General features: G+C 67.8%; 16 protein-coding genes. 10 read left to right on the top strand and 6 right to left on the bottom strand.

Annotated elements, in window-relative coordinates; all coding sequences use genetic code 11:
* Positions 1–11 precede the first annotated feature (11 nt).
* Positions 12–1,088 (top strand): ACR3 family arsenite efflux transporter, encoded by a 1,077-nt coding sequence (arsB, locus tag EV216_RS05730; RefSeq protein WP_132694107.1) that lies wholly within the window; start codon positions 12–14, stop codon positions 1,086–1,088.
* Positions 1,088–1,942, top strand: coding sequence for a universal stress protein (locus EV216_RS05725; protein WP_132694106.1), 855 nt, complete (start codon positions 1,088–1,090; stop codon positions 1,940–1,942). Before arsB ends, EV216_RS05725 begins: the two co-directional genes overlap by 1 nt.
* Positions 1,943–1,978: 36 nt before the next feature.
* On the opposite strand, the gene EV216_RS05720 is transcribed toward EV216_RS05725, so the two are convergent.
* Positions 1,979–2,458 carry an Lrp/AsnC family transcriptional regulator gene (locus EV216_RS05720; RefSeq protein ID WP_132694105.1) on the bottom strand — a complete coding sequence of 160 codons (480 nt, stop codon included), beginning with the start codon at positions 2,456–2,458 and terminating at the stop codon, positions 1,979–1,981.
* Positions 2,459–2,618: 160 nt separating this feature from the next.
* On the opposite strand from EV216_RS05720, the gene EV216_RS05715 reads away from it, so the two are divergent.
* A complete protein-coding gene (locus EV216_RS05715) occupies positions 2,619–6,209 on the top strand; it encodes a hydantoinase B/oxoprolinase family protein (protein WP_132694104.1) in 3,591 nt (1,196 codons plus the stop codon).
* A gap of 18 nt (positions 6,210–6,227) precedes the next feature.
* Here the strand turns inward: EV216_RS05715 and bhcR are convergent, their stop codons facing one another.
* Positions 6,228–7,043, bottom strand: a complete 816-nt coding sequence (gene bhcR / locus EV216_RS05710) for an HTH-type transcriptional regulator BhcR (protein WP_132694103.1) — start codon at positions 7,041–7,043, stop codon at positions 6,228–6,230.
* Positions 7,044–7,230: 187 nt separating this feature from the next.
* Between bhcR and bhcA the strand changes: the two genes are divergently transcribed.
* From bhcA to bhcD, 4 genes are all read left to right on the top strand, one after another.
* Positions 7,231–8,409 carry an L-aspartate--glyoxylate aminotransferase BhcA gene (gene bhcA, locus EV216_RS05705; RefSeq protein WP_132694102.1) on the top strand — a complete coding sequence of 393 codons (1,179 nt, stop codon included), beginning with the start codon at positions 7,231–7,233 and terminating at the stop codon, positions 8,407–8,409.
* A gap of 7 nt (positions 8,410–8,416) precedes the next feature.
* Positions 8,417–9,388 (top strand): beta-hydroxyaspartate dehydratase BhcB, encoded by a 972-nt coding sequence (gene bhcB / locus EV216_RS05700; protein WP_132694101.1) that lies wholly within the window; start codon positions 8,417–8,419, stop codon positions 9,386–9,388.
* A gap of 15 nt (positions 9,389–9,403) precedes the next feature.
* On the top strand, positions 9,404–10,567 hold the full coding sequence (gene bhcC / locus EV216_RS05695; RefSeq protein ID WP_132694100.1) for a 3-hydroxy-D-aspartate aldolase BhcC: 1,164 nt from the start codon (positions 9,404–9,406) through the stop codon (positions 10,565–10,567).
* A gap of 174 nt (positions 10,568–10,741) precedes the next feature.
* Positions 10,742–11,707: an iminosuccinate reductase BhcD gene (gene bhcD / locus EV216_RS05690; protein WP_132694099.1), complete on the top strand. Its 966-nt coding sequence runs from the start codon at positions 10,742–10,744 to the stop codon at positions 11,705–11,707.
* A 15-nt stretch (positions 11,708–11,722) separates the two neighbouring features.
* Here bhcD and EV216_RS05685 read toward each other — a convergent pair whose 3' ends face one another.
* Entirely contained in the window at positions 11,723–12,670 is a 948-nt protein-coding gene (locus EV216_RS05685; RefSeq protein WP_132694098.1) for a zinc ABC transporter substrate-binding protein, read from the bottom strand.
* Between the two features lie 80 nt (positions 12,671–12,750).
* On the opposite strand from EV216_RS05685, the gene EV216_RS05680 reads away from it, so the two are divergent.
* Genes EV216_RS05680 through EV216_RS05670 form a run of 3 tightly spaced genes read left to right on the top strand, consistent with a single transcriptional unit; the run spans position 12,751 to position 14,787 of the window.
* Complete coding sequence (locus EV216_RS05680) at positions 12,751–13,239, top strand: Fur family transcriptional regulator (RefSeq protein ID WP_132694097.1); 489 nt, start codon at positions 12,751–12,753, stop codon at positions 13,237–13,239.
* The gene (locus tag EV216_RS05675) at positions 13,236–14,012 is read left to right on the top strand and encodes a metal ABC transporter ATP-binding protein (protein WP_132694096.1); all 777 of its coding nucleotides are present in this window, start codon (positions 13,236–13,238) and stop codon (positions 14,010–14,012) included. Before EV216_RS05680 ends, EV216_RS05675 begins: the two co-directional genes overlap by 4 nt.
* Entirely contained in the window at positions 14,002–14,787 is a 786-nt protein-coding gene (locus tag EV216_RS05670; protein WP_132694095.1) for a metal ABC transporter permease, read from the top strand. Before EV216_RS05675 ends, EV216_RS05670 begins: the two co-directional genes overlap by 11 nt.
* Before the next feature lie 139 nt (positions 14,788–14,926).
* Here EV216_RS05670 and EV216_RS05665 read toward each other — a convergent pair whose 3' ends face one another.
* The 3 genes from EV216_RS05665 to EV216_RS05655 are packed head-to-tail and all read right to left on the bottom strand — an operon-like array spanning position 14,927 to position 17,623.
* Entirely contained in the window at positions 14,927–15,910 is a 984-nt protein-coding gene (locus EV216_RS05665; protein ID WP_132694094.1) for an SLAC1 anion channel family protein, read from the bottom strand.
* A gap of 21 nt (positions 15,911–15,931) precedes the next feature.
* Positions 15,932–16,291, bottom strand: a complete 360-nt coding sequence (locus tag EV216_RS05660; protein ID WP_132694093.1) for a DUF5368 domain-containing protein — start codon at positions 16,289–16,291, stop codon at positions 15,932–15,934.
* A 12-nt stretch (positions 16,292–16,303) separates the two neighbouring features.
* Positions 16,304–17,623: an NAD(P)/FAD-dependent oxidoreductase gene (locus EV216_RS05655; RefSeq protein ID WP_132694092.1), complete on the bottom strand. Its 1,320-nt coding sequence runs from the start codon at positions 17,621–17,623 to the stop codon at positions 16,304–16,306.
* Between the last annotated feature and the right edge of the window lie 103 nt (positions 17,624–17,726).

Below are 17,726 nucleotides of genomic sequence, written 5' to 3'. Positions count from 1 at the left end.
GACAATGCCGAATGCCCGTCTTCGAACGTTTTCTGTCCATCTGGGTCGCACTTGCGATCCTTGCCGGGCTGGGGCTGGGGCAGGTCGCGCCGGGGCTGGTGGGGTTTCTGGCCGGGCTTGAATGGGGTTCGGTCAACCTGGTCGTCGCGATCCTGATCTGGTTCATGGTCTTTCCGATGATGGTGGGCGTCGATTTCTCCTCGCTGGCGCGCATCCATGAACGGCCCAAGGGGCTGATCATCACGTTGGCGGTGAACTGGCTGATAAAGCCCTTCACCATGGCGGCGCTGGGGGTGCTGTTCTTCGAGTGGGTCTTTGCCCCCTTCATCGAGCCGGGCACGGCGGGGCAGTATATCGCGGGCATGATCCTGCTGGGGGCCGCGCCCTGCACGGCGATGGTGTTCGTCTGGTCGCATCTGACCCGGGGCGATCCGAACTACACGCTGGTCCAGGTCTCGCTGAACGATGTCATCATGGTGTTTGCCTTTGCGCCCATCGTCGCGCTGCTGCTGGGCGTGACCGACATTTCCGTGCCGTGGGAGGTGCTGGTGCTGTCGGTGGTGCTGTATGTGGTCATTCCGCTGGGGGCGGGTGTCCTGACCCGGCTGCGGCTGACGAGGGGTTCGGCCAGCGCCGCCGAGGGCGAGGCGCGAGTGGCGGCCTTTACCGCCCGGATCAAGCCGCTGTCGATCCTGGGGCTGCTGGCGACCGTGGTGATCCTGTTCGGCTTTCAGGGCGAGGTGATCCTGGACCGGCCGCTGGTGATCGCGATGATCGCGCTGCCGCTGCTGATCCAGTCCTACGGGATCTTTGCGCTGGCCTATTGGGCGGCCAGGGCGTGGCGGGTGCCGCACAAGGTCGCCGCGCCCTGCGCGCTGATCGGCACGTCGAATTTCTTCGAACTGGCCGTGGCGGTCGCCATCGGGCTGTTCGGGCTGAATTCCATCGCCGCGCTGGTCACCGTGGTCGGCGTGCTGGTCGAGGTGCCGGTGATGCTGTCGCTGGTCTGGTTCGCCAACCGCACCACCCACTGGTTCCCGGCCGAGGAAAGCGCGATCCGCACCTCCAGACCCAGGGAGCAGAGCTGATGTTTCGCACCGCATTGATCGCGCTGGACTTTTCGGCCGCCGAAGGGCCGATGCTGGACAGCCTGACCGACCTGCACGCCATGGGCGTTTCCCGCGTGGTCCTGACCCATGTGGTGAGGGTGGGCTATGGCCAGGGGGCGGGCCATGGCCACGAGGACGCGCTGAAGGACTGGCTGGGCAAGCGCGCCGCGCCGCTGCGCGAGGCGGGGCTTGCGGTCGGGATCGACATCCGCGCCGCGGGCGCGGTGGCGAAGGACATTCTGCAAGCGGCCAGCGATCATGGCGCAGGCCTGATCGTGATCGGCTCGCGCGGGCAGAACATGATCCGGGGCCTGTTCCTGGGCTCGGTCGCGCGCGAGGTGCTGCGCGACAGCCCCCTGCCGGTGCGGCTGGAATGGATCGACGCGAACGAGGACGAGAGCTGCGCGCGGGTGTGCGCGGGCGGGCTGACCCGCATCCTGCTGGCCACCGATTTCTCGCAGCAATCGCAATCCGCCGAGGCGGCGGCCATCGCGCTGGGCGGCGCGGGCGTGTCCGTCGATGTCGTGCATGTGCTGACCCAGGACGAGCGCCGCATCTACGCGCGCTGGCCCCAGATGGCGCGGGTGGCGCTTGCCCATATCGCCGATGACATCCGCGCCGCGGGCGGGCGGGCCGAGACTCACCTGCTGGAAGGCAAGCCCTCGGAGGAGATCGCGCGCCTTGCGGCCGAGCATGGAAGCGACCTGATCGTGGTCGGCAAGCATGGCCGGAACTGGGTGCAGGACCGGCTGATCGGTTCGACCGCCGCCGCGCTGTGCGAAACCGCCCGTCGCCCGGTGCTGATGATGCCGCCGACCGAGGACGACGCCTGACCGGCCCGCACCATCGGCTTGCGGATATGGTTGCGCCTATTCGACCGGCAGGACGGTGGTCGCCTTGATCTCCTCCATCGACAGAAGCGCCGTGACGTTGAAGATGCGCACATCCGCGATCAGCGCCTGATAGAAGGTGTCATAGGCCGCGGCATCCGACACGCGCACCTTCAGGATATAGTCGATCTCGCCTGCCAGCCTGTGCGCTTCCAGAACCTCCGGCCGTTTCAACAGCGCGGCAAGGAAACGGCGCTGCCAGTCCGCCTCGTGTTCCGAGGTGCGGATCAGCACGAAGAAACAGGTGCCGCGGTCCAGCGCCCTCGGGTCGACGATCACCGTGTTCTGCCGGATCACGCCTGCCTCGCGCATCTTGCGGATGCGGTTCCAGACCGGCGTCTTGGACGAGCCGACCTTTTTCGCGATATCGTCCAGCGACTGGGCGGCATCGGCCTGCAACTCGCCCAGGATGCGCCGGTCCAGCGCGTCAAGCTCGGGTTTGTCGTCGGTGCGGGCCATGGTCTTCTCCTTCCGGCGTCGGGATACAATCGGAACAATGTTCCCTGGATGCAAGGGGAATCGGTGCTGTGGCGGGACAAGGTTCCGCGCAATGCCCGTGGCGGCCTTGACCTTTGGTGCGCCGGGCGGACATGGTGCGCGGGGCAGCAGGGGCAGGGACATGGGCGGCTGGGAATTCTGGATCGACCGGGGTGGCACCTTTACCGATATCGTGGCGCGCGCGCCCGATGGGCGGCTCATGACCCACAAGCTTCTGTCCGAGAACCCCGAACGCTACCGCGATGCCGCCGTGCAGGGCATCCGCGAACTGCTGGGGCTGGCGCCGGATGCGCCCTTGCCCGAAGGCGCGATCCGGGCGGTCAAGATGGGCACGACGGTTGCCACCAACGCGCTGCTGGAGCGCAAGGGCGAACGGGTTCTGTTGCTGATCACGCAGGGTTTCGCGGACCTGCTGCGCATCGGCTACCAGACAAGGCCGCGGCTGTTCGATTTGCATATCCGCCGCCCGGACCTGCTCTACGAAGACGTGGCCGAGGTGGCCGAGCGGCTGGATGCCGACGGCAATATCCTGCTGCCGCTGGACGAAGACGCGGCGCGGGCGGCGCTGCGGGCGGCGCATGGGCGCGGCATCCGGGCGGTCGCCATCGCGCTGATGCATGGCTATCTGAACGGCGCGCATGAGGACCGGCTGGCCGAAATCGCCGCCGAGGAGGGGTTTGCGCAGGTCTCGGTCAGCCATCGCGTCTCGCGCCTGATCAAGCTGGTGGGGCGGGGCGATACCACGGTGGTCGATGCCTATCTCTCGCCGATCCTGCGCCGCTATGTCGATCAGGTGGCGGACGCGCTGGATGTCGGCGCGGGGGGCTGCGAGCGGCTGTTGTTCATGCAGTCGAATGGCGGGCTGACCGATGCCGCCCTGTTCCAGGGCAAGGACGCGATCCTGTCCGGCCCCGCGGGCGGCATCGTCGGCATGGTCCGGACGGCGGAAGCCGCGGGTTTCGACCGGCTGATCGGGTTCGACATGGGCGGCACCTCGACCGATGTCAGCCATTACGCGGGCGCCTATGAGCGCAGTTTCGAGACCGAGGTGGCAGGCGTGCGGATGCGCGCGCCGATGATGGACATTCACACCGTCGCGGCGGGCGGCGGGTCGATCTGCCGCTTTGCCGATGGCCGGTTTCAGGTCGGCCCCGAAAGCGCGGGCGCCGATCCGGGGCCTGCCTGCTATCGCCGCGGCGGGCCGCTGACGGTGACCGATTGCAACGTGATGCTGGGCAAGCTGAACCCGGCGCATTTCCCCGCCGTGTTCGGGCCGGGGGGCGATCAGCCGCTGGATCTGGCGACGGTGCGCGAGAAATTCGCCGCGCTGGCCGCCGAGATCGCCGCCGCGACGGGCGAGGCGCCGCGCAGCCCCGAAGCGGTGGCCGAAGGCTTCCTGCGGATCGCAGTCGACAACATGGCGAACGCGATCAAGAAGATATCCGTCCAGCGCGGCCATGACGTGACCGGCTACACGCTGCAATGTTTCGGGGGCGCGGGGGGGCAGCATGCCTGTCTGGTGGCCGATGCGCTGGGCATGAAGCGGGTCTTCCTGCATCCCTTTGCGGGGGTCTTGTCGGCCTATGGCATGGGGCTGGCCGAGATCCGGGCCATCGAGGAAACCCAGTTCGACGCCCCGCTTGCCGAAATCGCCGGGGCAGAGGCGGAAGTTGCGGCGCTGCGGGGCCGGGCGGTGGCGCAGGTTGCGGCGCAGGGGGTACCCGAGGGCGCGATCGGCTGTGTGGCGCGGGCACACCTGCGCTACGAAGGCTCGCACCAGACCCTTGAGGTGCCCTTTGGCCACCCGCCCGGGATGCAGGCGGCGTTCGAGGCGGCGCATCTTGCGCGCTTCGGCTTCACCTCGCCGGAACGGGCGCTCTGTTTCGACATGATCGAGGTCGAGGCGATCGGCGCGACCGGCGAGGCCCCCGCCGCGATGGCGCCCGCCGCGACGGCGCGGAGCGAGGCCCGCGTTCCTGTGCATCTGGACGGCGCATGGGCCGAGGTGCCGCTTTACGACCGCACAAGCCTTGGTGCCGGGGCGCGGGTCGACGGCCCCGCCATCATCACCGAGTCCACGGGAACCAATGTGGTCGAACCCGGCTGGGCCGCCGAGGTGGACGCGCTGGGCAACCTGATCCTGACGCGGGTGGCCGCCAAGTCCCGCCCCCGCGCGCTGGGGACCGAGGCCGACCCGGTGCTGCTGGAGGTGATGTCGAACCTGTTCATGTCGGTGGCCGAGCAGATGGGTGCGACGCTGGCGAACACGTCCTGGTCGGTGAACATCAAGGAACGGCTGGATTTTTCCTGCGCGATCTTCGACGCCAGGGGCGATCTGGTGGCCAACGCGCCGCATGTGCCGGTGCACCTGGGCTCGATGTCCGACTCGATCAAGGCGGTGATGCGCGAGAATGCGGGGGCGATCCGGCCGGGAGACGCCTTCATGCTGAATTCGCCCTATAACGGCGGCACGCACCTGCCCGACGTGACGGTGGTGACACCGGTTTTCGTGGCCGGGGAAATCCTGTTCTGGCTGGGCTCGCGCGGGCATCATGCCGATATCGGCGGGCGCACGCCGGGGTCGTCCCCGCCCGACTCGACCGTGATCGAGGACGAGGGCGTGCTGATCGACAATGTCCGGCTGGTGGACCGGGGCCGTCTGCTGGAAGCCGAGGCCGAGGCGATGCTGGCCTCGGGGCGTTGGCCCTGCCGCAACGTCGCGCAGAACATGGCCGATCTCAAGGCGCAGGTCGCCGCGAACGAGACCGGGCGGCGGGAATTGCTGAAGGTGGTCGAGCAATACGGCCGCGACGTGGTGATGGCCTATATGGGCCATGTGCAGGACAATGCCGAGGAAAGCGTGCGCCGGGTGATCGGCACGCTCAGGGACGGCGAGTTCACCTACCCGATGGACCATGGCGCCGATATCCGGGTCGCCGTCCGGGTGGACCGCGACAAGCGCGAGGCGATGATCGACTTCACCGGCACAAGCGCACAGCACGCGGGCAACTACAACGCGCCCTTCGCGGTCTGTCGCGCGGTGGTTCTGTACGTCTTCCGCACGCTGGTGGGCACCGAGATCCCGCTGAACGAGGGCTGCCTGAAGCCGCTGAAGATCGTCGCGCCCGAGGGCTGCATGCTGAACCCCGCCTATCCGGCGGCGGTGATCGCGGGCAATACCGAGGTCAGCCAGGCCGCCTGCAACGCGCTTTACGGTGCGTTGGGGGTGATCGCAGGCAGCCAGGCGACGATGAACAACTTCGTCTGGGGCAACGACCGGTTCCAGAACTACGAGACCATCGCCGGCGGCACCGGGGCGGGGCCGGGGTTTCACGGCTGCGACGCGGTGCAGAGCCACATGACCAACACCCGGATGACCGATCCGGAGGTGCTGGAGAAACGCTTCCCCGTCCGGCTGGAAGAGTTCGGCATCCGGGCCGGGTCCGGCGGGGCGGGGCGCTGGCACGGCGGCAACGGGGTGATCCGGCGGCTGCGGTTCCTGGACGATGTGACGGTGACGACGCTGTGTTCGCACCGCGAGATCCCGCCCTTTGGGGTGGACGGTGGCGATCCGGGTGCGGTGGGCGAGAACCGGGCCGAACTGCCCGGCGGCCAGCAGGTCGAGTTGAGGGGCAATGACCGGATCGACCTTCCGGCGGGCGCGCTGTTCGAGATCCGGACGCCCGGCGGCGGCGGCTGGGGAACGCCCTGAGCCATGGGCGGGCCGGGATCAGCCCGGCCGTGTGCCCCCGATGGCCGCCGTCACGCTGTCCGCGGCGCGGCGGACCTCCTGGCCGATCCGGGTGGCCTCGGACAGGGTCATGCGGAATGCCGGTCCCGAGACGGAAAGCCCCGCGACCGGTTCGCCATGGGCGTTGAAGATCGGCGCGGCGACGCAGCGCATGCCCTCGGCGCGTTCCTGGTCGTCGATGGCAAAGCCGCGCTCGCGGGTGCGGGCAAGGTCGCGGGCGAGGCTGGCCTCTGACGTGATGGACAGCGAGGTGAAGCCCGGCAGCCCCTTTTCCGCGACGATCGCCGCCACCCGCGCCTCGGGGTAATAGGCCAGCAGCGCCTTGCCGATGCCGGAGACATGCATCGGGCTGCGGGTGCCGGGGGGAAAGAAGGCGCGGATCGCCTCATGCGTCTCGACCTGGGTCAGGAACAGCACCTCGTCGCGGGTCTCGATCCCCAGATTGGCCGTCTCGCCGGTGGCGCGCATCAGCATCTGCATCGCCCCGCGCGAGCGTTCGGCGACATTGGCCCGCCGCAGGAAGCCCGAGCCGATGCGGAACGCGCCCGCGCCGACATGCCAGCGCTGGGCGCCCTCCTCGAACTCGACGATCTCGTGGCCCTGAAGCGTGACGAGGACGCGGTAGACCGTGGCGGCGCTTTGCCCGCTGCGCTCGGCCAGTTCGCTCAGCGTCAGCCCGTTCGTCCTGGCCAGCGCACGCAAGAGCGACATCGCCCGGTCGAGCGACTGGATGGTGTTCTGGTCGGTCTTGTCATGGAAGGCGCGGGGGCGGCCGCGGGGCCGGGGCTGGGTCATGCGAATCGGTCCTTTCGCGTGCTGCGCTGCAAAATGAAATGATTTTTCATTTCTGGGAAGCCAGAAAATTACATAAATTCATGCAGTTTGGATGTTTTTTCGTCAGGCGGTGGAATTTTTCAAAAAAATTGCCCGCCCTACCCCGCCCGCGCTATCCACAAGCCGCGACACAGGGAGGATCGTCCGCATGTCCAGCCAGAACCCCGTCTTCATTCCCGGCCCGACCAACATCCCCGAGGTGCTGCGCCGGGCCTGCGACATTCCCACGATGGATCACCGCTCGGCCGCCTTCCCGCCGCTCTTCGAGCGCGCGAAATCGGGCGTGAAGCGCGTGCTGAAGATGGACGAGGGCGAGGTGATCCTGTTCCCGGCCTCGGGCACCGGCGGTTGGGAGGCCGCGGTCACCAACACGCTGAGCCCGGGCGACAAGGTGCTGGCCGCGCGGCATGGCATGTTCTCGATGAAATGGATCGACCTGTGCCAGCGCCATCGCCTGGATGTCGAGATCGTGACCTGCCCCTGGGGCGAGGGTGCCCCGGTCGAGCGCTTCGCCGAGATCCTGGCCGCCGATACCGCGCACGAGATCAAGGCGGTTCTGGTCACCCATAACGAAACGGCGACGGGCGTTGTCTCGGACGTGGCGGGGGTGCGCCGGGCGCTGGATGCGGCGCAGCATCCCGCGCTGCTGATGGTGGATGGGGTCAGTTCCATCGGTTCGATGGATTTCCGGATGACCGAATGGGGCGTCGATCTGGCGGTCGCGGGCTCGCAAAAGGGTTTCATGCTGCCGGTGGGCCTGGCCATTGTCGGGGTCAGCCCCAAGGCGCTGGCGGCGATGGAGGGGGCCACGCTGTCGCGCTGTTTCTTCGATTTCCGCGACATGCTGAAGCTGGGCACGCCCTACACGCCCGCGGTGGGGCTGCTGAACGGGCTGGGCGCGGCCTGCGACATGCTGCTGGAAGAGGGGTTGGACAATGTCTTTGCCCGCCATCACCGGATCGCCGAGGGGGTACGCAAGGCGGTCGTCGGCTGGGGGCTGCGGCCTTGCGCGGTGGCGCCTGCGCTCTACTCTAATTCCGTGACGGCGATCGTGCTGCCCGAGGGGATCGACGGCAATGCGCTGTGCCGACACGCGGCCGATGCCTATGGCGTCGCTTTCGGCGCGGGGCTGGGCGAGGTCGCGGGCAAGGTGTTCCGCATCGGCCATCTGGGGATGCTGACCGACGTTCTGGCGCTGTCGGGGATCGCTGCGGCCGAGATGGCGATGGCGGATATGGGCGTGCCGGTCACGCTGGGCAGCGGCGTGGCCGCGGCGCAGGCGCATTACCGGGCAACCAAGACGGATCCGGTGCGGGCAGCGGCGTGAGGGTGCGATGAAGGATCAGACACAGATGTATATCCCGACCTATGACGACGTGGTGGCGGCGCATGCGCGGATCGCGCCCCATATCCACCGCACGCCGGTGCTGACCTCGAGCTATTTCAACGAGCTTACCGGGGCCGAGCTGTTCTTCAAATGCGAGAACTTCCAGAAGGCGGGCGCCTTCAAGGTGCGGGGCGCCTGCAACGCGGTGTTTGGCCTCGATGACGAGACGGCGAAAAAGGGCGTGGCGACGCATTCCTCGGGCAACCACGCGCTGTCGCTGTCCTATGCCGCCGGGCGGCGGGGCATTCCCTGTCATGTGGTGATGCCGCGCACCGCGCCGCAGGCCAAGAAGGACGCCGTGCGGGGCTATGGCGGCTCGATCACCGAATGCGAACCGTCCACGTCCAGCCGCGAGGCAGTCTTTGCCGAGGTGCAGGCCCGCACGGGGGCCGAGTTCGTCCACCCCTACAACGACCCGCGCGTGATCGCGGGGCAGGGGACCTGCTCGCGCGAGCTGAACGAACAGGTGCCGGGGCTGGACGCGGTGATCGCGCCCATCGGCGGCGGCGGCATGGTGTCGGGCACCTGCCTGACGCTGTCGACCATCGCACCGGGCATCGAGATCTACGCCGCCGAGCCGGAACAGGCGGACGACGCCTATCGCAGCTTCAAGGCCGGTCACATCATCGCCGACGACGCCCCCGACACGGTGGCCGACGGGTTGAAGGTGCCGCTGAAGGAACTCACCTGGCATTTCGTGTCGAACCATGTGACCGACATCCTGACCGCCAGCGAGCAGGAGATCATCGACGCGATGAAGCTGACATGGCAGCGGATGAAGATCGTGATGGAGGCAAGCTGCGCCGTGCCGCTGGCCACCATCCTGAAGAACCGCGACGTCTTTGCGGGCAAGCGCGTGGGCGTCATCATCACGGGTGGCAATGTCGATCTGGACAAGCTGCCCTGGACCAAGGGCTGAACAGGGAGAAACGCCATGAAGGACGTGACGGATTTCGAAGGGCTCGAAGTGGGCTATGACATCCCCGCCCTGCCGGGGATGGACGAGGCGGACATCCAGACCCCGTGCCTGGTGCTGGATCTCGACGCGCTGGAGCGCAACATCAGGAAGATGGGCGACTGGTGCAAGGAACACGGCATGCGCCACCGGGTGCATGGCAAGATGCACAAGTCGGTGGATGTGGCACTGTTGCAGGAGCGCCTGGGCGGGTCCTGCGGCGTGTGCTGCCAGAAGGTGAGCGAGGCCGAGGTCTTTGCCCGCGGCGGCATCAAGGATGTGCTGGTCTCGAACCAGGTGCGCGACAAGGCCAAGATCGACCGCCTGGCGCGTATTCCGAAACTGGGGGCGCGGACGATCGTCTGCGTCGATGATGTCGTCAACGTGGCCGACCTGTCGGCGGCGGCGGTGAAACATGGCACGCAGATCGAGTGCCTAGTCGAGATCGACTGCGGCGCCGGGCGCTGCGGGGTGACGACCACGCAGGCCGTGGTCGAGATCGCCAGGGCGATCGACGCGGCACCGGGGCTGAAATTCGCCGGTATCCAGGCCTATCAGGGCGCGATGCAGCACATGGACCTGTACGAGGACCGCAAGGCCAAGATCGACATCGCGGTGGCGATGGTGCGCGATGCGGTCGAGGGGCTGAAGGCCGCGGGGCTGGACTGCGACATCGTCGGCGGCGGCGGGACGGGCAGCTATTATTTCGAGGGTAATTCGGGGGTCTATAACGAGCTGCAATGCGGCTCCTACGCCTTCATGGATGCCGATTACGGGCGGATCCTCGACAAGGACGGCAAGCGGATCGACCAGGGCGAATGGGAGAATGCGCTGTTCATCCTGACCAGCGTGATGAGCCATGTGAAGGCGGATCGCGCGATCTGCGATGCCGGGCTCAAGGCGCAATCGGTCGATAGCGGGCTGCCCTTCATCTTTGGCCGCGACGATGTGGAATACGTCAAATGCTCGGACGAGCATGGGGTGATTTCGGATCCGAAGGGCGTGCTGAAGGTCGGCGAGAAGCTGAAGCTGGTGCCCGGCCATTGCGACCCGACCTGCAATGTCCACGACTGGTATGTGGGCGTGCGGGGCGGCAAGGTCGAGGTGGTCTGGCCGGTTTCGGCCCGCGGCAAGGCCTATTGACGGGGCGCTCCCGCCCCCGGCCGGCGCAGGGCGCATGCGCCCCGCTTGTCCGGGGTTGGGCGTGGCGCGGCCTGACGGCCGCGCGCCTCCGGCGGGGGTATTTCAGCCAAGAAGAAGCGAAGTGAGGGGCGCTGTGTCGGCGCCCCTTTGAATGAGGGACAAGGAGGGGCAGGGATGATCATCGTTCCCGAGAGAGAGATCGCAGGGCTGATCTCGGCCGAGGAGTGTTTCGAGGCGGTCGAGGCGGTCTTTGCCGCGATGGCGCGGGGGGAGGCGTGGAACTTTCCCGTGGTGCGCGAGGCGATCGGCCATGCGGATGCGCTTTACGGTTTCAAGTCCGGCTTTGATCGGGCGGGGCTGGTGCTGGGGTTGAAATCGGGGGGCTACTGGCCGGGTAACATGGCCAGGGGGCTGACCAACCATCAATCGACCGTGGTGCTGTTCGATCCCGATACCGGGCAGGCCAGGGCGCTGGTGGGCGGCAACCTGTTGACGGCGCTCAGGACGGCGGCGGCGAGTGCGGTGTCGATCCGGCATCTGGCGCGCAAGGATGCGAGGGTCCTGGGCATGGTCGGCGCGGGGCATCAGTCGGCCTTTCAATTGCGGGCGGCAGTGCGCGAGCGGGATTTCGAGAAGGTGGTGGGCTGGAACTATCACCCCGAGATGCTGCCGCGGCTGGCCGAGACCGCGGCCGAACTGGGCCTGCCCTTCGAGGCGGTGTCGCTGGAGGAGTTGGGCGCGAAGGCCGATGTGATCGTCACCATCACCTCGAGCTTCGAGCCGCAGTTGCTGGATGCCCATGTCCGGCCCGGCACGCATCTGGCCTGCATGGGGACCGACACCAAGGGCAAGCAGGAGGTCGATCCGACGATCCTCGGCCGCGCGCGGGTGTTCACCGACGAGGTCGCACAATCGGTCAGCATCGGCGAGGCGCAGCATGCGGTGGCGGCGGGGCTGATCGGGGGGGGCGACATCACCCAGATCGGCGCCGTGATCGCGGGGCTGGCGCCGGGGCGGCAATCGGCCGACGAGATCACGCTGTTCGACGGGACCGGCGTGGGCTTGCAGGATCTGGCGGTCGCGGCCCGGGCGGTCGAGATCGCGCGGGCGCGCGGCGTCGCGGTCGAGATCGACTTCTGAAGGGTGGCGGGGGGCTCAGCCCCCCGCGCCCGCGACGCAATCGGCGATGGTCCGGGCAAGGCCGGTCAGGAGTGCGGGGTAAAGGCCGGGGCCGAATTCCATCGTGCTGCCCGACGGGTCCAGCAGCCCGCCGATGCGGGTGTCCGTGCCCTCGACGATGGCGGTGACATGGGCCGGATCGTGCTGGGCCTCGGGGAAGATGCAGGCGATCCCGCCCTCGCGCAGCTGGTCGCGCAGGTCGGCCAGCCGTCCGGCGCCCGGAGAGGCGGCATCGCCCAGCGCGATGGAACCGGCGACCGTGATCCCGAAATGATCGGCGAAATAGCCATAGGCATCGTGGAAGACCATGATCGGCGCATCGCCCACCGGGGCCAGCAGGTCGCGTGTCTCGGCCTCGGCCGCGTCGATGGCGGCCAGCGTCGCTTCGGCATTGGCGGCATAGGTGGCGGCGTTGTCGGGGTCGAGCGCGGCAAGCCGATCGGCGATGGCCCGCGTCCAGACGCGCCCGTTTTCGGGGTCGAGCCAGGCATGGGGATCGAGCCCGGTATGGTCATGTGTCTCGGCCGCCTCATGCGCGTGGTCATGGCCGTGATCGTGGCCATGGTCGTGATCATGCCCGCCCTTGTCGCCGAAATCGCGCCGGAACGTGCCCGGCAGATCGAGCAGCGCAACGCTTTCGCCCGAAAGCCCGACGCCCGCGATGGCGCGTTCCAGCCAGGGCGTCAAGCGCGGCCCGATCCAGAGCACCAGATCGGCCTCGGACAAGGCTCTGGCCTGGGACGGGCGCAGCTGGAAATGATGCGGGTCAGCCCCCTTGTCGAGCAGGATGTCGGGCGTGCCAAGATCCCCCATCACCGCGGCGGTCAGCGCATGGACGGCAGGGATATCCGTCATTACGCTGGGCGGCGCGGCCAGTGCCGGGGCGGCGGTCAGGACAAGGGCGAGGGCGGTCAGCGAACGCATGGGGAGCTCCGTCGTTTCCGGGTTGTGCGGCTTGGCAGGCAAGGAATATGTTATAAGATAACTAGTCAAGAGGGAATCGGATGGACCCCGACGGCACGCTGGCCTTTGCCAGCCATGACCACGCCGCCTGTCGCGACGGGGCGCTTGCCCATGCCGAAGCCGTGGCCGAGGCAAAGGGCCTGCGCCTGACCCCAGTGCGGCGCCGCGCGCTGGAAATCCTGCTCGAGTCGCATCAGGCGCTGGGCGCCTATGACGTGCTCGACCGGCTGGCCGAAGAGGGGTTCGGCCGCCAGCCGCCCGTGGCCTATCGCGCGCTGGAATTCCTGGTCGAGCATGGCTTCGCCCATCGCATCCGGCGGCTGAACGCCTTTGCCGCCTGCATGCACCCGGGCGAGGCGCATGTGCCTGTCTTTCTGATCTGCTCGGCCTGCAACGGTCTGGCCGAGGCGCCGGGGGCCGCGGTGGCCGCGTCCCTTCGGCAGGCCGCCGGGCCGCTCGGCTTCCGGGTCGAGCGGATGAGCATCGAGGCGGTCGGCCTCTGTCCCGCCTGCCAGGGGGGCAGCGAATGACGCTGATCGCCGCGCGCGGGCTCGGGGTGCGCTATGGCGGCGTGATCGCGCTGCGAGATGTCGCCTTCGCGATCGAGCCCGGCGAGATCGTGACACTGGTCGGCCCGAACGGGTCGGGCAAGTCCTCGCTGGTGCGCGCGCTGCTGGGGGTGGTCCGGCCGTCCGAGGGGCAGGTGACGCGCCGCGCCGGGCTGCGCATCGGCTATGTGCCGCAGCGGCTGGCGGTGGACGACCGGATGCCGCTGAGCGTGGCGCGCTTCCTGTCGCTGCCTGACCGCCGCGGCCGGGCCGAGATCGCGGCGATGCTGGCCCATGTCGGGGTGCCGGGGCTCGAGGGCCGCCAGATGACCGCGCTGTCGGGCGGGCAGTTCCAGCGGGTGCTGCTGGCGCGCGCCTTGCTGGCCGAGCCGGAACTGCTGATCCTGGACGAGGCGACGCAGGGCCTCGACCAGCCCGGCACCGCATCCTTCTATCAACTGGTCGAGGATGTCCGGCACCAGACCGGCGCGGGCATCCTGATGGTCAGCCATGACCTGCATGTGGTGATGGCGGCCTCTGACCGGGTGATCTGCCTGAACGGCCATATCTGCTGCCAGGGTCAGCCCCATGTGGTCACCGCCGCGCCGGAATACCGCGCGCTGTTCGGGCTTGGCACGCTGGGGACCATGGCGCTTTACCAGCATGCGCATGATCACGACCATGACGCCTGTGACCATTCCCATGGCGATGCCCACGCCAAGGACGAGGCGAAGGAACCCGCCCATGCTGGATGATTTCCTCGTCCGCGCCGCCCTTGCCGGTCTGGCCGTAGCCATCGCGGCCGGCCCCTTGGGCAGCTTCGTCGTCTGGCGCCGGATGGCCTATTTCGGCGAGGCAACGGCCCATGCCGCGATTCTGGGCGTGGCGCTGGCGCTGGCCTTCCAGATTTCGCTTTTCGCGGGCACGCTGGCCACGGCGCTGGCAATGGCGCTGACCGTGACCGCGCTGGCGGGCCGTGGCCTTGCGATCGACACGGCGCTTGGCGTGCTGGCCCATGGCGCGCTTGCCATCGGGCTTGTGGCGGTTTCCTTCCTGCCCGCGGTGCGGGTCGATCTGTCGGCCTATCTCTTCGGCGACATCCTCGCCGTGGGACGCAGCCAGCTTGCCGTGATCTGGGCGGGCGCGCTCGGCGTTCTGACGCTTCTGCTCTGGCGCTGGAACGCGCTGCTGACCGTCACCGTCAGCGAGGAACTGGCCAAGGCCGCCGGGCTCGATCCCGGCCGTGAACGGCTGGCGCTGACCGTCGCGCTCGCTCTTGTCGTCGCGGTCGCGCTTCAGGTCGTCGGCGCGCTGCTGATCGTGGCGATGCTGATCATCCCCGCTGCGGCCGCCCGCCCGCTCTCCCGCTCGCCCGAAACGATGGCCATTCTCGCCACGCTCTTCGCGGGGCTCGCCGCGCTGGGCGGGCTCTGGGGCTCGCTTGCCTTCGACACGCCCGCGGGCCCCAGCATCGTGGTCGCCGCGACCGCGCTTTTCGCGCTCAGCCGCCTCGCCCCCCGCCGCGCCTGACCCGGCCGCTTCTTCTTGGCTCAAATACCCCCGCCGGAGGCGCCGCGCGCGTCAGCGCGCGGCCACGCCCAACGCCGGACAAGCGGGGCGTCAGCCCCGCGCAGGCCGGGGGCGGGAGAACCTCCGGAACCGCCGTGCCCTATTCCGGCCGACAGATCTCGCCGCGCGCAATCGCCAGCCCGGTGCGCGCGACCAGAGCCGCGATCACCGCGATCAGCAACGCCAGCAGACCCGCGCCCAGCCCCTTGTGGAATGCCGATCCCATCTCCTCGGCATAGACGAAGGTCGCCACGGTCAGCGCGGCCAGCGGAAAGCTGAGCGCCCAGAACGACAGCGCGAAGGGCAGCCGCAGGATCTTCGGCAATTGCGTGGCCACGATCAGCGCGAAGACATAGGCCGCATGGATCAGGAACATCGCCAACTGGTCCATCTCGCCATTCAGCCGCATCCAGGCGAGGAAACCCACAGCGGGCGGCGCGATCAGGATCACCAGCGTCGGCTGCAGGCGGCTCGGCAGCGGTTCGTGAAAGGTCAGCCGGTTCATCACCAGCGTCAGCAGCACCACCCAGAACACCAGGCCGCCCGAGAAGAACAGCCACGAGATTTCCAGATATCCCAGCGGCGCGCCTGCAATCGGCACCAGGATGTTGCCGACCGCGGGGATGAACCAGGCGGCGTTCATTTGCCCCGGCTTGAAGTCGCGATGTCCGATCCAGTCCGAGATCACCAGAAGCGCCAGCCCGCCCTGAAGGACGGTGCCGACGATCCAGATCGGTTCGGCCAGTGCGGGGCGCGCGCCCACCAGCGCGGTTGCCAGCAGGATCAGCGAGATCGAGACCGTGGGAAAGAAGGCCAGCCGCACCGGATGGTGCCATTCCGCGGCGGCCATCCGGAACTGCGTGAGCAGCTTCAGCCCGTAAAGTGCGGCCACCGCCACCAGCAGCGCCACCGAGGCGATCAGCGCCGTATTGGAAAACAGCCCGCTCAGCCCGAAGGCCCGTTCCCCGGCATGGAGCGCGAGCGTCAGCCCGAGCATCCCCATGACGGTGGCGAAGAAGGTGATCGGGAAATGGGCCAGGCGGCTTTCATGCTGGCCCGTCCCGGTTTCGACGGATGCGTTCATCGCGGTGGCGATCCCCTGTAATCAGTTCCGGTTGTTCCCGGGCTGCCTCATGAATGCCTGCGCCACATAGGCCAGGAAGGTCAGGCCGCCCGCCCCCATGACCCCGATCATCAGCACGACGATCACGTCGATCGGTCCGCCGATATCGGCAAAGCCCGAATTCGTGATGTATTGCACGAACAGGATCGCGGCGATTGCCCCGATCGGTGCCGTCAACTCCGCCCGCGCCAGATAGCGGCCCTCAATGCTGCGGTCCCGAATCAGAACAAAGATGAATGCCAGAGTAATGATTGCAGCAACGAGCACCATGGCCCAGAACAGCCAGGGGCCATACATTTCCTCGAACACGGCGATCATTGTTCCGAAAGTCAGTTCCTTCATGGTCCGTCCTCCTCAAGCCTTGCCGCGCAGCATCGCGTTATAGGTGGCCTTCAGCGCCACCTCCTTCATCAGCCAGGAAATCCACAATTCCTCCAGCGGTGCGATCACTCCGGGGAAGGATTCGACCAGGTTGTTCTTGTAGTCGAACTCGATCAGCATCGCACGGCCGACCCGGGTGATCATCGGACAGGAGGTATAGCCGTTATAGGTGGCCGGGCTCAGCTTGCCCTCGATATCGGCGATCAGGTGATCCTCGGCGACCGGCACCTGCCATTTGACCGAAGCCGCGGTCTTGCCCTTGGGCACGCCCGCGCAATCGCCGACCGCGAAGACGTTCGGATAGCGGACATGGCGCATCGTCTCCGGGTTCACCTCGGCCCAGCCCTCGTTCATCCAGGGGCCACCCTGCCAGGGCAGGGGCGAGTTGCGCAGCACGTCGGGGGCCACCATCGGCGGGATCACGTTGGTGAAGTCGTAATCGGTCTCGATATCGCCCTCGGGGGTGGCGAAGGTGAGTATCTTCTTCCCCGGGTCGATTGCCTTGATGACGTGGTTGTATTGGGTCTTCACGCCCCGGTCGTCGAACAGCATCCGCACCTTCTCGTTCACGATCGGCACCGAGAACAGCGCCCCCGCATGGGCGTGGTAGTGGACTTCCACCCGCCCGCGGCTGCCCTTGCGGCGCGCGTAATCGTCGGTGAGGAAGGTGTATTTCAGCGGTGCGCCCGCGCATTTCATCTCGGTCGCGGGGCGGAAGAACACGGCCTTTCCGCCCTCGTCGGTGAAGCGGTTCATCGCGCCCCAGGTCGCGGCGGCCTGTTCCGGTCCGGCATAGACCGCGCCGATCCCGTTGGTGCCGACGAGGTTCATGTCGAAGCCCTCGACCGCGTCCCAGTCGAGTTTCAGCCCCGTGGCGAGGATCAGGAAGTCATAGGCGACGGTCTTGCCGCCCGCGGTGACGATCCGGTTCGCCTCGGGGTCGATCTCGGCCGCGGCCTCCTCGATCCATTCGACGCCTTTGGGCAGCCATTCCGCCGTTGAGGACACCGCGTAGTTTGCCGGTTTCAGCCCGGCCGCGATCAGCGTGAAGCCGGGCTGGTAGAGGTGACGCTTGCGTGCATCGACGATGGTGATCGTTGCGCCGTCCAGCCGCTCGGCAAGGCGGCGTGCCATGGTGGTCCCGGCCGCGCCCGCGCCCAGGATCACGATCCGCGCCGAGGTGGGGATCTTTTGCGCCCGGGCGGGCGCCCCCGTTCCGGCCAGTGCCATCCCCCCGGCCGCCATACCGAGAAACCCGCGCCGCGACAGGGCGATTCGATCCGGGTGGTCCATCGGTCTCCTCCTATGACATTCGCATTCTTGCATGTGTATGCGCGTGTATACGCAACAAGGCGGAGCTATGTCAAAGATTCATATTTGCCGCGGTCAGGTTTTT

It is taken from the genome of Rhodovulum steppense (assembly GCF_004339675.1).
GTDB lineage: Bacteria > Pseudomonadota > Alphaproteobacteria > Rhodobacterales > Rhodobacteraceae > Rhodovulum > Rhodovulum steppense.
This window is presented reverse-complemented; position numbering and strand designations above follow the sequence as displayed.

Excerpts from the sequence above, each read along its gene's own strand:
- arsB (WP_132694107.1), top strand. The coding sequence starts at position 12 with ATGCCCGTCTTCGAACGTTTTCTGTCCATCTGGGTCGCACTTGCGATC.
- EV216_RS05725 (WP_132694106.1), top strand. The coding sequence starts at position 1,088 with ATGTTTCGCACCGCATTGATCGCGCTGGACTTTTCGGCCGCCGAAGGG.
- EV216_RS05720 (WP_132694105.1), bottom strand. The coding sequence starts at position 2,458 with ATGGCCCGCACCGACGACAAACCCGAGCTTGACGCGCTGGACCGGCGC.
- EV216_RS05715 (WP_132694104.1), top strand. The coding sequence starts at position 2,619 with ATGGGCGGCTGGGAATTCTGGATCGACCGGGGTGGCACCTTTACCGAT.
- bhcR (WP_132694103.1), bottom strand. The coding sequence starts at position 7,043 with ATGACCCAGCCCCGGCCCCGCGGCCGCCCCCGCGCCTTCCATGACAAG.
- bhcA (WP_132694102.1), top strand. The coding sequence starts at position 7,231 with ATGTCCAGCCAGAACCCCGTCTTCATTCCCGGCCCGACCAACATCCCC.
- bhcB (WP_132694101.1), top strand. The coding sequence starts at position 8,417 with ATGAAGGATCAGACACAGATGTATATCCCGACCTATGACGACGTGGTG.
- bhcC (WP_132694100.1), top strand. The coding sequence starts at position 9,404 with ATGAAGGACGTGACGGATTTCGAAGGGCTCGAAGTGGGCTATGACATC.
- bhcD (WP_132694099.1), top strand. The coding sequence starts at position 10,742 with ATGATCATCGTTCCCGAGAGAGAGATCGCAGGGCTGATCTCGGCCGAG.
- EV216_RS05685 (WP_132694098.1), bottom strand. The coding sequence starts at position 12,670 with ATGCGTTCGCTGACCGCCCTCGCCCTTGTCCTGACCGCCGCCCCGGCA.
- EV216_RS05680 (WP_132694097.1), top strand. The coding sequence starts at position 12,751 with ATGGACCCCGACGGCACGCTGGCCTTTGCCAGCCATGACCACGCCGCC.
- EV216_RS05675 (WP_132694096.1), top strand. The coding sequence starts at position 13,236 with ATGACGCTGATCGCCGCGCGCGGGCTCGGGGTGCGCTATGGCGGCGTG.
- EV216_RS05670 (WP_132694095.1), top strand. The coding sequence starts at position 14,002 with ATGCTGGATGATTTCCTCGTCCGCGCCGCCCTTGCCGGTCTGGCCGTA.
- EV216_RS05665 (WP_132694094.1), bottom strand. The coding sequence starts at position 15,910 with ATGAACGCATCCGTCGAAACCGGGACGGGCCAGCATGAAAGCCGCCTG.
- EV216_RS05660 (WP_132694093.1), bottom strand. The coding sequence starts at position 16,291 with ATGAAGGAACTGACTTTCGGAACAATGATCGCCGTGTTCGAGGAAATG.
- EV216_RS05655 (WP_132694092.1), bottom strand. The coding sequence starts at position 17,623 with ATGGACCACCCGGATCGAATCGCCCTGTCGCGGCGCGGGTTTCTCGGT.